The organism is Pseudomonas jilinensis (assembly GCF_003586265.1).
GTDB lineage: Bacteria > Pseudomonadota > Gammaproteobacteria > Pseudomonadales > Pseudomonadaceae > Halopseudomonas > Halopseudomonas phragmitis.
The window spans coordinates 1-15,365 of the sequence record NZ_QJSA01000024.1 but is presented as its reverse complement, the minus strand read 5'-3'; the positions used below and the strand labels follow the sequence as shown (position 1 = coordinate 15,365).

The following is a 15,365-nucleotide window of genomic DNA, read 5'->3' as shown; positions in this document are numbered from 1 at the left end:
TGGTTGCCAAGATCATCGAGTAAAAAGTCGTTGATCTTGAATGGTTGGGCCGGTATTATTGCCGGCTCAACTGCGATTACAGGCCAGTAGCTCAATTGGCAGAGCGGCGGTCTCCAAAACCGCAGGTTGGGGGTTCGATTCCCTCCTGGCCTGCCAGATTTTCAATCTGGCTACCAAAACAGGACTTGATGATTCATGAGTACCAAGGCAGAGCTGAACGATAACCGCTTCGATGTAGTTAAGTGGGTTGTTGTCGCCATTGTCGTGTTCGTCGGTGTTTACGGAAATCATCATTTTGCCGCCGAGCCTGTTTTGTATCGTGCTGTGGCGCTTGTGGCTCTGGGTCTGGTGGCTGGCTTTGTCGCCCTGCAGACCGTTAAGGGCAAAGCGTTCTGGGCGCTGATGAAAGAGGCGCGCATCGAGATTCGCAAGGTCGTCTGGCCGACTCGTCCGGAAACCACTCAGACCACACTCATTGTGGTTGCCGTAGTGCTGGTCATGGCTCTGATTTTGTGGGGTCTGGACAGCCTGCTGGGCTGGATTATTTCTAAGTTCATTGGTTAAAGGTGCGCCGTGTCTAAGCGTTGGTACGTTGTGCATGCCTATTCGGGATTCGAAAAGCATGTCATGCGCTCTCTGAAAGAGCGGGTCAAGCTGGCCGGAATGGAAGACCAATTCGGCGAAATCCTGGTGCCCACTGAAGAAGTGGTAGAGATGCGTAACGGGCAGAAGCGCAAGAGTGAGCGCAAGTTCTTCCCGGGTTATGTCCTGGTTCAGATGGAAATGAATGAAGGCACCTGGCACTTGGTGAAGGATACCAGTCGGGTTCTTGGTTTTATTGGTGGTACCGCCGACAAACCAGCGCCGATCACTGATAAAGAGGCTGAGGCTATTCTGCGTCGGGTTGCCGATGGCAGCGACAAGCCCAAGCCTAAGACCCTGTTTGAACCGGGTGAGGTTGTTCGTGTTACTGATGGCCCGTTTGCTGATTTCAACGGTGTTGTCGAAGAAGTGAATTATGAGAAGAGTCGTGTTCAGGTGGCTGTTCTTATTTTTGGTCGCCCCACGCCAGTGGAGCTGGAATTCAGCCAGGTAGAGAAAGGCTGATTCCGATAATCCCCTGAACCCTGCAGTGCCTTGGGCAGTGCGGGGTTTTGTTGTCGCTGGGGGAATATTGCTAATTGGGGAGCCGTAAGGCGCTACTACCCTTTGGAGAAAACAAATGGCAAAGAAGATTCAGGCTTATATCAAGCTGCAAGTCAAGGCCGGTCAGGCTAACCCGAGTCCGCCGGTAGGTCCGGCTCTGGGTCAGCACGGTGTCAACATCATGGAGTTCTGCAAGGCGTTCAACGCCAAGACTCAGGGCGCTGAGCCCGGTCTGCCGACTCCAGTGATTATCACTGTTTACAGTGACCGTAGCTTTACTTTCGAAACCAAGAGCACTCCTGCTGCCGTGCTGCTGAAGAAAGCGGCTGGTATCAGCAGCGGTTCTGCGCGCCCGAACAGCCAAAAGGTCGGCACCGTAACTCGTGCCCAGCTGGAAGAGATCGTTAAGGCCAAGCAGGCCGATCTGACCGCTGCTGATCTGGAAGCCGGTATCCGTACCATCGCGGGCTCTGCCCGTAGCATGGGTCTGAATGTGGAGGGTGTGTAAATGGCCAAGCTGACCAAACGCCAAAAGGCTATCAACGAGAAGGTTCAGCCGAACAAGGCCTACAGCTTTGAAGACGCTGCCGCTTTGCTGGCCGAAGTATCCAACGTCAAGTTCACTGAATCCTTTGACGTCGCCATCAACCTGGGTGTTGATCCGCGCAAATCTGACCAGGTCGTTCGTGGCGCCACTCTGCTGCCGCACGGCACTGGTAAGACCGTGCGTGTAGCTGTCTTCACCCAGGGTGCCAATGCCGAGGCCGCGCTGGCCGCCGGTGCCGACAAGGTTGGGATGGACGATCTGGCTGCTGAAATGAAAGCCGGCGACCTGAACTACGACGTGGTTATCGCCTCGCCCGACGCCATGCGCGTTGTTGGTCAGTTGGGTCAGGTGCTGGGTCCTCGTGGTCTGATGCCGAACCCGAAGGTAGGCACTGTTGCTGCTGACGTCGGTACTGCTGTGAAGAATGCCAAGGCTGGTCAGGTTCGTTACCGCACCGACAAGAACGGCATCATTCACTGCTCGGTCGGCAAGGTCGGTTTCGAAGCCGTCAAGCTGAAAGAGAACGTTGAGGCCCTGCTGGCTGACCTGAAAAAGGCCAAGCCGTCGACCTCCAAGGGTGTGTATCTGAAGCGCGTTTCCCTGAGCACCACCATGGGTCCGGGCGTCCAGATCGATCAGGCTTCCCTGAACATCTGATAAGCATTATCGGCGCACCCGCTGGGTGCGCCACCTATTGGGGTCCCTGCCATGCGGGGGTCGTCCAAGACCGTAGGCGGCGCAAGCCTCAAACCCGGAGCTTCGGCTCTTGAGCCTACGCAGATGGTGCTCCCGATTCAGTGCAGGCTGGATCAGACACCAAAACATGCCGTCCGAAAGGATGGTTAATGGTAAATCCAGGAGTGAAACCCGTGGCAATTAAGCTCGAAGACAAAAAGGCCATCGTCGCTGAAGTCAACGAAGCTGCCAAAGGTGCGCTGTCTGCCGTAGTGGCTGATGCCCGCGGTGTGACCGTAGCTGCCATGACCGGGCTGCGCAAAGAAGCGCGTGAAGCTGGTGTATACGTTCGTGTCGTTCGTAATACCCTGCTGCGTCGCGCCGTTGAAGGCACTGAGTATGAGTGTCTGAACGAAGTCTTTGTCGGTCCTACCCTGATTGCCTTCTCCACTGAACACCCGGGCGCTGCTGCTCGTCTGTTCAAGGAGTTCGCCAAGGGTCAGGACAAGTTCGAGATCAAGGCTGCTGCGTTCGAAGGCAACTTCCTTGCAGCTAATCAGGTCGACGTACTGGCTTCTCTGCCGACTTACGACGAGGCAATCGCCCAGCTGATGAGCGTGATGCAAGGCGCTACCAGCAAGTTCGTTCGTACTTTGGCCGCTGTCCGCGATCAGAAGGAAGCCGAAGCCGCTTAATCAGCTGTGCTGAGTGCTTGCTTGTTTGCATTTAATGTCGACGGCCAGGGTGCCGTCCCCAATACAGGAATATAGAGTCATGGCTCTGACCAACGAAGATATCATCAACGCCGTTTCCGAAATGTCCGTGATGCAGGTTGTAGAACTGATCAAGGCTATGGAAGAGAAGTTCGGTGTAACTGCCGCTGCCGCTGTTGCTGCTGGCCCGGCTGCTGGTGCCGCTGCTGCTGCTGAAGAACAGACCGAGTTCAACATCGTTCTGGCCGAAGCTGGTGACAAGAAAGTGAACGTGATCAAGGCCGTTCGCGAAATCACCGGTCTGGGTCTGAAGGAAGCCAAGGCTGTTGTTGACGGCGCTCCGAGCACCGTGAAGGAAGGCGTTTCCAAGGAAGAAGCCGAAGCTGCCAAGAAGGCGCTGGAAGAAGCTGGTGCCAAGGTCGAGCTCAAGTAAGCTGGCAAGACCTTGCATCGACAATCTGATTGAATCGGTCAGATTGATGGCTGGTGGCCAAAGTGCCACCGGCCTTTTTCCGTTCTAGCCTGCTTTTGTCGTTCAGGCTGCGGATGCACTCTTCGCGAGTGAGCAAGACTTAGGGCTTGCACGCATTTTAAGGCTTTGCCAGCGGGCAGGGCCTATCAAGCAGGTGACCAAGCTGGGGAACGCTGATGGCTTACTCATACACTGAGAAAAAACGTATCCGCAAGGACTTTGGCAAACTGCCGCATGTGATGGATGTGCCCTATCTGCTGGCGATTCAGCTGGATTCCTATCGGGAATTCCTGCAGAGCGACCTGCCGAAGGAGCAGATTCGCGATGTCGGTCTGCACGCGGCCTTCAAATCTGTTTTCCCCATTATCAGCTATTCCGGTAATGCGGCACTCGAGTATGTCGGTTACCGGTTGGGTGAGCCGGCTTTCGACGTCAAGGAATGTATCCTGCGCGGCGTTACCTTCGCCGTTCCGCTGCGGGTCAAAGTCCGCCTGATCATTTTTGATCGTGAGTCTTCGAACAAGGCGATCAAGGACATCAAGGAGCAGGAAGTCTACATGGGGGAGATCCCCCTGATGACCGAAAACGGTACCTTCATCATCAACGGTACCGAGCGGGTTATTGTCTCCCAGCTGCACCGCAGTCCGGGTGTGTTCTTCGATCACGACCGTGGTAAGACCCACAGCTCTGGCAAGCTGCTGTACTCCGCTCGCGTGATTCCTTACCGCGGCTCCTGGCTGGACTTCGAATTCGATCCCAAGGACTGTGTCTTTGTCCGTATCGACCGTCGCCGCAAGCTGCCGGCCAGCGTGCTGCTGCGTGCTCTGGGGTATCAGACCGAAGAAATTCTCGACATCTTCTACGACACCAACGTGTTTGAAGTGAAGGGTGACAGCCTGCAGTTGGAGCTGGTGCCCCAGCGTCTGCGTGGTGAGATCGCCACCTTCGATATCAAGGACGAAAAGGGCAAGGTAATTGTCGAGAAAGGCCGCCGTATCACTGCGCGCCACATCAATCAGTTGGAAAAAGCCGGCATCAACAGTCTGGAAGTGCCGTTTGAGTACCTGATTGGTCGTACCATTGCCAAGCCGGTTGTACACCCGGCTACCGGCGAGATCCTGGTCGAGTGCAACACCGAAGCCACAGTTGATATCGTTACCAAGCTGGCCAAGGCCGGTGTTGAGCGTCTGGAGACGCTGTATACCAACGAAATCGACTGCGGTTCGTTCATCTCCGACACCCTGCGTATCGACAATACCGGCAGCCAGCTCGAAGCGTTGGTTGAGATTTACCGGATGATGCGCCCGGGCGAGCCGCCGACCAAGGACGCGGCCGAGACCCTGTTCGCCAATCTGTTCTTCAGCAGCGAGCGCTATGACCTGTCGGCTGTTGGCCGGATGAAGTTCAACCGCCGCATCGGTCGTGAGGAAATTGAAGGCCCTGGCGTTCTGAGCAAAGAAGACATCATTGAAGTGCTCAAGACTCTGGTCGACATCCGTAACGGCAAGGGCGTAGTTGACGATATCGACCACCTCGGTAACCGTCGGGTACGTTCGGTCGGCGAGATGGCCGAAAACCAGTTCCGTGTTGGCCTTGTGCGTGTTGAGCGTGCGGTCAAGGAGCGTCTGTCGATGGCTGAAAGTGAAGGCCTGATGCCTCAGGACCTGATCAACGCCAAGCCGGTCGCTGCCGCGGTCAAGGAATTCTTTGGTTCCAGCCAGCTGTCGCAGTTCATGGACCAGAACAACCCGCTGTCGGAGATTACCCACAAGCGCCGTGTATCTGCCCTTGGTCCGGGTGGTCTGACCCGTGAGCGCGCCGGCTTCGAAGTGCGCGACGTACACCCGACCCATTATGGCCGCGTATGTCCGATCGAAACCCCGGAAGGTCCGAACATCGGTCTGATTAACTCCCTGGCGACTTACGCTCGTACCAACCAGTACGGCTTCCTTGAAAGCCCGTACCGCCTGGTCAAAGACGCCGTTGTAACCGACGAGATCGTGTTCTTGTCGGCGATTGAAGAGGCTGATCACGTTATCGCCCAGGCCAGCGCCAAGGTGGAAAACAGCCGTCTGGTTGATGATCTGGTAGCCGTGCGGCATATGAACGAATTCACCGTCAAGGCGCCGGAAGATGTGACCCTGATGGACGTGTCGCCGCGTCAGGTTGTCTCGGTCGCCGCCTCGCTGATTCCGTTCCTTGAGCACGACGACGCCAACCGCGCCTTGATGGGTTCGAACATGCAGCGTCAGGCCGTGCCGACCCTGCGTGCCGAGAAGCCGCTGGTAGGTACCGGCATGGAGCGCAATGTGGCCCGCGACTCCGGTGTGTGCGTAATTGCCCGCCGTGGCGGGGTGATCGACTCAGTCGACGCCAGCCGCATCGTTGTTCGTGTCGCGGATGACCAGGTTGAAGCGGGTGAGGCTGGTGTTGATATCTACAGCCTGACCAAGTACACCCGTTCCAACCAGAACACCTGCATCAACCAGCGTCCGCTGGTCAAGAAGGGTGATGTGGTGCAGCGCAACGACATCCTGGCCGACGGCTCTTCTGTCGACATGGGTGAGCTGGCCTTGGGTCAGAACATGCGCGTGGCCTTCATGCCCTGGAACGGCTACAACTTCGAAGACTCGATTCTGGTCTCCGAGCGTGTGGTTCAGGAAGACCGTTTCACCACCATCCACATTCAGGAACTGACCTGCGTATCGCGTGACACCAAGCTGGGGCCGGAGGAAATTACCTCGGATATCCCCAATGTTGGCGAAGCCGCGCTGGGCAAACTGGATGAGGCCGGTATCGTCTATGTTGGCGCCGAAGTTGGCCCGGGCGACATCCTGGTCGGTAAGGTCACGCCCAAGGGTGAAACCCAGCTGACCCCGGAAGAAAAGCTGCTGCGTGCGATCTTCGGTGAGAAGGCGTCCGATGTTAAAGACACCTCTCTGCGTGTGCCGACTGGCACCAAGGGTACCGTGATCGACGTGCAGGTCTTCACCCGTGATGGCGTTGAGCGCGACTCGCGTGCGCTGTCGATCGAGAAGCAGCAGCTCGACGAAATCCGCAAGAACCTGCAGGAAGAGTTCCGGATTGTCGAAGTGGCTACTTTCGAGCGTCTGCGCGCCGCGCTGGTTGGTCAGACCGCTGAAGGTGGCGCGGGCCTGAAGAAAGGCACTGTGCTGACTGACGAGATTCTCGACGGTATCGAGCATGGTCAGTGGTTCAAGCTGCGCTTGAGCGAAGACAGCTTCAACGAACAGCTGGAAATGGCCCAGGCCTATCTGTCCGATCGCCGTAAGCTGCTCGACGAGAAGTTCGAAGACAAGAAGCGCAAGCTGCAGCAGGGCGACGATCTGGCGCCGGGCGTACTGAAAATCGTCAAGGTCTATCTGGCGATCAAGCGCCGCATCCAGCCAGGTGACAAGATGGCCGGTCGCCACGGTAACAAGGGTGTTATCTCGGTGATCATGCCGATCGAAGACATGCCGCACGATGAGAACGGCACGCCGGTCGATATCGTCCTCAACCCGCTGGGCGTACCGTCGCGGATGAACGTTGGGCAGATCCTCGAAACTCACCTGGGCCTGGCGGCCAAGGGCTTGGGCGAGAAGATCAATCGCATGCTTGAGGAGCAGCGCAAGCTGGCCGAGCTGCGTGAGTTCCTCGATGAGGTCTACAACAAAGTGGGTGGTCGTCAGGAAGATCTGGCTGCGCTCAGTGATGCCGAGATCATCGAGTTGGCGAACAACCTGCGCGGTGGTGTGCCGATGGCGACTGCGGTGTTTGATGGCGCTCATGAGCAGGAAATCAAACACATGCTGCGTCTGGCTGATCTGCCTGATAGTGGCCAGATGAGGCTGTATGACGGCCGTACCGGTAACGCCTTCGACCGTCCGGTAACCGTGGGTTACATGTACATGCTCAAGCTCAACCACCTGGTGGATGACAAGATGCATGCGCGTTCCACCGGTTCCTACAGTCTGGTTACCCAGCAGCCGCTGGGTGGTAAGGCGCAGTTTGGTGGTCAGCGTTTCGGGGAGATGGAGGTCTGGGCTCTGGAAGCCTATGGCGCCGCCTACACCCTGCAGGAGATGCTGACTGTGAAATCGGACGACGTGAACGGCCGGACCAAGATGTACAAGAACATCGTGGACGGCGACCATCGGATGGAGGCCGGTATGCCCGAGTCCTTCAACGTACTGGTCAAGGAAATCCGTTCGCTCGGTATCGATATCGAACTGGAATCCGAATAAACACCAACTGCCCACGTCTCGGGCGGCAAGAGCTGCCGCCCTTGAGACACTGCGAGGAGTATAGGCCTTGAAAGACTTATTGAACCTGCTCAAGTCCCAGGGACAGATTGAAGAGTTCGATTCCATTCGAATCGGCCTGGCTTCACCGGAAATGATCCGGTCCTGGTCCTATGGCGAAGTTAAAAAGCCGGAAACCATCAACTACCGTACCTTCAAGCCGGAGCGTGACGGCCTGTTCTGCGCCAAGATCTTTGGTCCGGTCAAGGATTACGAGTGCCTGTGCGGCAAGTACAAGCGCCTCAAGCACCGTGGCGTGATCTGTGAGAAGTGCGGCGTTGAAGTGGCGCTGGCCAAGGTCCGTCGTGAGCGCATGGGTCACATTGAGCTGGCCTCACCGGTTGCTCACATCTGGTTCCTCAAGTCGCTGCCGTCGCGGATCGGTCTGCTGCTGGACATGACCCTGCGTGATATCGAGCGGGTACTCTATTTCGAGAGCTACGTGGTAATCGAGCCGGGCATGACTACCCTGGAGAAGGGGCAGTTGCTGAACGACGAGCAGTACTTCGAAGCGCTGGAAGAGTTCGGCGACGACTTCGATGCCCGTATGGGTGCCGAGGCGGTATTCGAGCTGCTCAGCGCCATGGACCTGGAACACGAGATCAGCAAGCTGCGTGAAGAGATTCCGCAGACCACCTCGGAAACCAAGATCAAGAAGCTGGCCAAGCGGCTGAAGCTGATGGAAGCCTTCCAGGGTTCCGGCAACAAGCCGGAGTGGATGGTCATGACCGTGCTGCCGGTGTTGCCGCCGGATCTGCGTCCGCTGGTACCGCTGGATGGTGGCCGTTTCGCGACTTCGGATCTGAATGATCTGTACCGCCGGGTGATCAACCGTAACAACCGCCTCAAGCGCCTGCTCGACCTGTCGGCGCCGGATATCATCGTGCGCAACGAAAAGCGCATGCTGCAGGAATCGGTTGATGCGCTGCTGGACAACGGTCGCCGTGGCCGTGCCATCACCGGCACCAACAAGCGCCCGCTGAAGTCACTGGCTGACATGATCAAGGGTAAGCAGGGTCGCTTCCGTCAGAACCTGCTTGGCAAGCGCGTCGACTACTCCGGTCGTTCAGTGATCGTGGTTGGTCCGACCCTGCGTCTGCATCAGTGCGGTCTTCCCAAGAAGATGGCGCTGGAGCTGTTCAAGCCGTTCATCTTCGGCAAGCTGGAGCATCGTGGCCTGGCGACTACCATCAAGGCCGCCAAGAAGATGGTTGAGCGCGAGCTGCCGGAAGTCTGGGATATCCTGGCTGAAGTCATCCGCGAACACCCGGTTCTGCTGAACCGTGCACCGACACTGCACCGTCTGGGTATCCAGGCGTTCGAGCCGGTTCTGATCGAAGGCAAGGCAATCCAGCTGCACCCGCTGGTTTGCGCGGCCTACAACGCCGACTTCGACGGTGACCAGATGGCGGTGCACGTACCTTTGACGCTGGAAGCCCAGCTCGAAGCGCGTGCGCTGATGATGTCGACCAACAACATTCTATCGCCGGCCTCTGGCGAGCCGATCATTGTGCCGTCCCAGGACGTGGTGCTGGGTCTGTACTACATGACCCGTTCGCGGATCAACGCCAAGGGCGAAGGCATGCGCTTTGCCAACGTGCAGGAAGTCGAAATGGCTTACCGCAGCGGTCAGGCCGAGCTGCACGCAATGGTCAAGGTGCGGATCACTGAAACCGTCAAGCACAAGGACGAGAGCTGGACCACCGAGACTCGGGTAGTCGATACCACAGTGGGTCGGGCGCTGTTGTTCCAGATTCTGCCCAAGGGGCTGCCGTTCGAGCTGGCTGACCAGCCGCTGAAGAAAAAGGCGATTTCCAAGCTGATCAACCACTGCTACCGGGTAGTGGGGCTGAAGGAAACCGTCATCTTCGCCGACCAGTTGATGTATACCGGCTTTGCCTATTCGACCATCTCTGGTGCCTCGATCGGGGTCAACGACTTCGTGATTCCGGACGAGAAGGCCCGGATCATTGAAGAAGCCACCGATGAGGTCAAGGAAATCGAAGACCAGTACGCTTCCGGTCTGGTGACCCAGGGTGAGAAGTACAACAAGGTCATCGACTTGTGGTCCAAGGCCAACGATGAAATTTCCAAGGCCATGATGGACAACCTGAAAACCACCAGAGTCATCGATCGTGATGGCAATGAGGTGGATCAGGAGTCGTTCAACTCGATGTACATGATGGCTGACTCCGGTGCCCGGGGTTCGGCTGCCCAGATCCGTCAGTTGGCCGGGATGCGGGGCCTGATGGCCAAGCCGGATGGCTCGATTATCGAGACGCCGATTACCGCCAACTTCCGCGAAGGTCTGAACGTACTGCAGTACTTCATCTCGACCCACGGTGCGCGTAAAGGTCTGGCCGATACTGCCTTGAAGACTGCCAACTCAGGTTACCTGACCCGTCGTCTGGTTGACGTGGCTCAGGATCTGGTCATCACTGAAGTTGACTGCGGTACCGACAACGGCCTGTTAATGTCGCCGCACATTGAAGGTGGCGATATTGTTGAGCCGCTGGGCGAGCGCGTACTTGGTCGCGTGGTGGCGCGTGATGTGTTCAAGCCCGGAACCGAAGATGTGATTGTACCGGCTGGAACGCTGATCGACGAAAAGTGGGTCGAGTTCCTGGAAATGAACAGTGTCGACGAAGTGCTGGTGCGCTCGCCGATCACCTGTGAAACCCGTTATGGTGTGTGCTCGACCTGTTACGGTCGTGATCTTGCGCGCGGCCATCAGATCAACATCGGTGAGGCGGTAGGTGTTATTGCTGCCCAGTCGATTGGGGAGCCTGGTACCCAGCTGACCATGCGTACCTTCCACATCGGGGGGGCGGCCAGCCGGACTTCAGCGGCCGACAGTGTGCAGGTCAAGAACGGCGGCGCCATTCGTCTGCACAACCTCAAGCACGTCGAGCGTGCTGATGGGGCGCTGGTCGCCGTGTCGCGTTCCGGCGAGCTGGCGGTGGCCGACGAGTTCGGCCGTGAGCGTGAGCGCTACAAGCTGCCCTACGGTGCAGTGATCTCGGTCAAGGAAGGCGAGAAGGTTGAGGCCGGCGCCATCGTTGCCAAGTGGGACCCGCACACTCACCCGATTGTCAGCGAAATCTCCGGTACTGTGGCCTTCGTTGGCATGGATGAAGGGATCACCATCAAGCGTACCGCTGATGAGCTGACCGGTCTGACCAACATCGAGGTCATGGATCCGAAGGATCGCCCGGCTGCCGGTAAGGATATTCGTCCGGCGGTTAAGCTGGTCGATGCCAATGGCAAGGAATTGATGATGCCGGGTACCGATGTGCCGGCGCAGTACTTCCTGCCGGCCAACGCACTGGTCAATATGACTGACGGCGCCAAGGTTAGCGTGGGTGACGTGATTGCACGTATCCCGCAGGAAACCTCGAAGACTCGTGACATTACCGGTGGTCTGCCGCGCGTTGCTGACCTGTTCGAAGCCCGGCGGCCGAAAGAGCCGGCGATTTTGGCAGAGATCAGCGGGGCGATTTCGTTCGGTAAGGAAACCAAGGGCAAGCGTCGTCTGGTCATTACCCCGACCGACGGCGGCGAACCTTACGAGGAGCTGATTCCGAAGTGGCGTCACCTGAACGTGTTTGAAGGTGAGCAGGTCACCAAAGGTGAAGTTATCTCCGACGGTCCGAGCAACCCGCACGATATCCTGCGGCTGCTGGGTGTCAGTGCGCTGGCCAAGTACATCGTCAACGAGATTCAGGACGTTTACCGTCTGCAGGGCGTGAAGATCAACGACAAGCACATCGAAGTGACCATCCGTCAGATGCTGCGCAAGGTCGAGATCAGCGAAGCTGGTGACTCCAGCTTGATCAAGGGTGATCAGGTTGAACTGACCCAGGTACTGGAAGAGAACGAGCGCCTGGCAGCCCAGGACAAGTTCCCGGCCAAGTACGAGCGGATTCTGCTGGGTATCACCAAGGCCTCGCTGTCGACCGAGTCGTTCATTTCCGCAGCCTCCTTCCAGGAGACCACGCGGGTACTGACTGAAGCTGCGGTTACCGGCAAGCGCGACAACCTGCGCGGTCTGAAGGAAAACGTGGTGGTGGGCCGTTTGATTCCGGCCGGTACCGGTCTGGCCTATCACGCCGAGCGCAAGCGTCAGCGGATGGCCGACAAGCCGGTCAAGGTCAGCGCCAGTGAAGTCGAGCAGGCACTGTCCGACGCGCTCAACTCAAGCGGAAACTGACAGGGTGGCCCGGCGCCCAGGGGTGCCGGGTACCTTGACGTTCGGGGGCGGGCTCTATAGAATTCCGTACCCCTAAAATTGGCGGGGCACTTCGTCCTGCCATTTTTTATTTAATATGTCCCAGTGACATCAGTGGAGTTTTGCTAGATGGCAACAATCAACCAGCTGGTACGCAAGCCGCGTAAGCGCGTTGCTGAAAAGAGCGACGTGCCGGCGCTGCAGAACTGCCCGCAGCGTCGTGGCGTATGCACCCGTGTGTATACCACTACGCCGAAGAAGCCGAACTCGGCTCTGCGTAAAGTCTGCCGTGTGCGTCTGACCAACGGCTACGAAGTTTCATCCTATATCGGTGGTGAAGGTCACAACCTGCAAGAGCACAGCGTCGTTCTGATTCGCGGCGGCCGTGTAAAAGACTTGCCGGGTGTGCGTTACCACACTGTTCGCGGCTCGCTGGACACCTCGGGTGTCAAAGACCGTAAGCAAGGTCGTTCGAAGTACGGCGCCAAGCGTCCTAAGTAAGTTTAAAAATCATTTACCTGAGTCGATAAGAGTAAGGTCAGGTGTAACGCAAGCGTTACAGTCCTGGGCTAACCTGAAGACCGTTTGAGGGCTTATCATGCCAAGACGTCGTGTAGCGGCAAAACGTGAGATCCTGCCAGAGCCGAAATACGGCAGCCAGATTCTTGCCAAGTTCATGAACCATGTAATGGAAAGCGGCAAGAAGTCGGTCGCCGAGCGCATCGTTTACGGTGCTCTGGACAAAGTTAAAGAGCGTACCAAGGCCGAGGATCCGGTCGAGCTGTTCGAGAAAGCTCTCGACGCCATTGCTCCGCTCGTAGAAGTTAAATCCCGTCGTGTTGGCGGTGCCACCTATCAGGTTCCGGTTGAAGTGCGTCCCGCTCGTCGCAACGCTCTGGCGATGCGCTGGCTGGTAGATGCTGCCCGTAAGCGTGGTGAGAAGTCGATGGACCTGCGCCTGGCCGGTGAGCTGCTTGATGCGGCTGAAGGTAAGGGTGCTGCGGTTAAGAAGCGTGAAGACGTGCACCGCATGGCTGAAGCCAACAAGGCCTTCTCGCACTACCGCTTCTAAGAGCCTCAGGAGACTACCATGGCTCGTTCTACCCCGATCAATCTGTACCGCAATATCGGTATCTGTGCGCATGTGGATGCTGGGAAAACCACCACCACTGAGCGGGTGCTGTTTTATACCGGTATCAATCACAAGCTGGGTGAGGTGCATGACGGCGCTGCCACTACTGACTGGATGGTGCAGGAGCAGGAGCGTGGTATCACCATTACCTCTGCTGCTGTAACGACCTTCTGGCAGGGTGCGCGTGGTCAGTTTCCGAACAAGTACCGTGTCAATATCATCGACACTCCCGGCCACGTTGACTTCACTATTGAAGTAGAGCGTTCGTTGCGTGTACTGGACGGTGCTGTGGTGGTGTTTTGTGGTACTTCCGGCGTTGAGCCGCAGTCCGAGACCGTATGGCGTCAGGCCAACAAATACGGCGTGCCGCGCATTGTCTACGTCAACAAAATGGATCGTCAGGGCGCCAATTTCTTGCGTGTGGTTGAGCAGATCAAGAAGCGCCTGGGGCATACCCCGGTTCCGGTTCAGCTGGCTATCGGTTCTGAAGAGAACTTCGAAGGTCAGGTCGATCTGATCAAGATGAAGGCGATCTACTGGAACGACGAAGACAAGGGTATGACCTATCGCGAGGAAGATATTCCTGCGGAGCTTCAGGGTCTGGCCGAAGAGTGGCGCTCGAACATGGTCGAGGCGGCAGCCGAGGCCAATGAAGAGCTGATGAACAAGTACCTCGAAGGTATTGAGCTGACTGAGGACGAGATCAAGGCTGGTTTGCGTCAGCGTACTCTGGCTTGTGAAATCGTTCCGGCGGTGTGCGGCTCCTCGTTTAAGAACAAGGGTGTTCCTCTTGTTTTGGATGCGGTTGTCGACTTCCTGCCGGCGCCTGATGAGGTTGAAGCCATCAAGGGCGTGCATCCGGATGACGAGGAGAAGCACGACTCACGCAGCTCCAGTGATGACGAGCCCTTCGCTGCGCTGGCGTTCAAGATTGCGACCGACCCCTTCGTCGGGACTCTGACTTTTGTGCGGGTGTATTCGGGCGTGCTGTCTTCCGGTGACTCGGTTGTCAACTCGGTCAAGGGTAAGAAAGAGCGCGTCGGCCGTATGGTTCAGATGCATGCCAACCAGCGTGAAGAGATCAAGGAAGTGCGTGCGGGCGACATTGCGGCGCTGATCGGTATGAAGGATGTCACTACTGGTGACACTCTGTGTGATGCCGATAAGCCGATTGTGCTCGAGCGCATGGATTTCCCTGAGCCGGTAATTCACGTTGCGGTTGAGCCCAAGACCAAGGCCGATCAGGAAAAGATGGGTATCGCTCTGGGCAAATTGGCCCAGGAAGATCCGTCGTTCCGGGTTAAGACTGACGAAGAGTCCGGTCAGACTATCATTGGCGGCATGGGTGAGCTGCACCTGGACATCATCGTTGATCGCATGAAGCGTGAATTCAACGTTGAAGCCAATATCGGCAAGCCGCAGGTGGCCTACCGTGAGGCGATTCGCAATACTTGCGAGATTGAAGGCAAGTTTGTGCGTCAGTCTGGTGGTCGTGGTCAGTTTGGTCATGTGTGGATCCGCTTCGAGCCGGCTGAAGACGGTGTCGAGGGTCTGGTATTCGCCAACGAGGTTGTCGGTGGTGTGGTTCCCAAGGAATACATCCCGGCAGTACAGAAGGGTGTCGAGGAGCAGATGAAAAACGGTGTTCTCGCCGGCTGCCCGCTGATTTCCCTGAAGGCAACCATCTTTGATGGTTCCTATCATGATGTCGACTCCAACGAAATGGCGTTCAAGATCGCCGCTTCGATGGCTACCAAGCAGTTGGCCCAGAAGGGTGGTGCTGTATTGTTGGAGCCGATCATGAAGGTCGAAGTGGTTACCCCTGAAGATTACATGGGTGACGTAATGGGCGACCTGAACCGTCGTCGCGGTTTGATCCAGGGTATGGAAGATTCCGTCTCCGGTAAGGTGATCCGCGCTGAGGTTCCGCTTGGTGAGATGTTCGGTTATGCCACGGACGTGCGCTCCATGTCCCAAGGCCGTGCTAGCTACTCTATGGAATTTGCCAAGTACGCCGAGGCTCCGGCCAACATCGCAGAAGCAATCATCAAGAAACAAGGCTAACTTGAACCTAAGCTAATTTAAGAGGTTATCAACCGTGGCTAAAGAAAAGTTTGAACGTAGTAAACCGCACCTGAACGTGGGCAC

Annotated in this window: 11 protein-coding genes and 1 tRNA gene; all 12 read left to right on the top strand. The window is 57.1% G+C overall.

The annotated features are described in order from the left end of the window. Positions 1-80: 80 nt before the first annotated feature. Positions 81-156, top strand: a tRNA-Trp gene (locus tag C2846_RS18105). Positions 157-195: 39 nt separating this feature from the next. Beyond that, positions 196-564, top strand: a complete 369-nt coding sequence (gene secE / locus C2846_RS18100) for a preprotein translocase subunit SecE (protein ID WP_080048734.1) — start codon at positions 196-198, stop codon at positions 562-564. Between the two features lie 9 nt (positions 565-573). Then, positions 574-1,107, top strand: a complete 534-nt coding sequence (gene nusG, locus C2846_RS18095) for a transcription termination/antitermination protein NusG (protein ID WP_080048733.1) — start codon at positions 574-576, stop codon at positions 1,105-1,107. A gap of 115 nt (positions 1,108-1,222) precedes the next feature. Continuing rightward, positions 1,223-1,654 (top strand): 50S ribosomal protein L11, encoded by a 432-nt coding sequence (gene rplK, locus C2846_RS18090; protein ID WP_080048732.1) that lies wholly within the window; start codon positions 1,223-1,225, stop codon positions 1,652-1,654. Next, entirely contained in the window at positions 1,655-2,350 is a 696-nt protein-coding gene (gene rplA, locus C2846_RS18085; RefSeq protein WP_080048731.1) for a 50S ribosomal protein L1, read from the top strand. Between the two features lie 212 nt (positions 2,351-2,562). Then, positions 2,563-3,063, top strand: coding sequence for a 50S ribosomal protein L10 (gene rplJ, locus C2846_RS18080; protein ID WP_080048730.1), 501 nt, complete (start codon positions 2,563-2,565; stop codon positions 3,061-3,063). Positions 3,064-3,142: 79 nt separating this feature from the next. After that, on the top strand, positions 3,143-3,514 hold the full coding sequence (gene rplL, locus C2846_RS18075; protein ID WP_080048729.1) for a 50S ribosomal protein L7/L12: 372 nt from the start codon (positions 3,143-3,145) through the stop codon (positions 3,512-3,514). Between the two features lie 215 nt (positions 3,515-3,729). Continuing rightward, on the top strand, positions 3,730-7,800 hold the full coding sequence (rpoB, locus tag C2846_RS18070; protein WP_080048728.1) for a DNA-directed RNA polymerase subunit beta: 4,071 nt from the start codon (positions 3,730-3,732) through the stop codon (positions 7,798-7,800). Positions 7,801-7,867: 67 nt separating this feature from the next. Beyond that, complete coding sequence (rpoC, locus tag C2846_RS18065) at positions 7,868-12,067, top strand: DNA-directed RNA polymerase subunit beta' (protein ID WP_080048727.1); 4,200 nt, start codon at positions 7,868-7,870, stop codon at positions 12,065-12,067. A gap of 147 nt (positions 12,068-12,214) precedes the next feature. Next, positions 12,215-12,586: a 30S ribosomal protein S12 gene (rpsL, locus tag C2846_RS18060; RefSeq protein WP_080048726.1), complete on the top strand. Its 372-nt coding sequence runs from the start codon at positions 12,215-12,217 to the stop codon at positions 12,584-12,586. Between the two features lie 97 nt (positions 12,587-12,683). Beyond that, positions 12,684-13,157 (top strand): 30S ribosomal protein S7, encoded by a 474-nt coding sequence (gene rpsG / locus C2846_RS18055; RefSeq protein ID WP_080048725.1) that lies wholly within the window; start codon positions 12,684-12,686, stop codon positions 13,155-13,157. Between the two features lie 18 nt (positions 13,158-13,175). Continuing rightward, entirely contained in the window at positions 13,176-15,281 is a 2,106-nt protein-coding gene (fusA, locus tag C2846_RS18050) for an elongation factor G (RefSeq protein ID WP_080048724.1), read from the top strand. Positions 15,282-15,365: the final 84 nt, after the last annotated feature.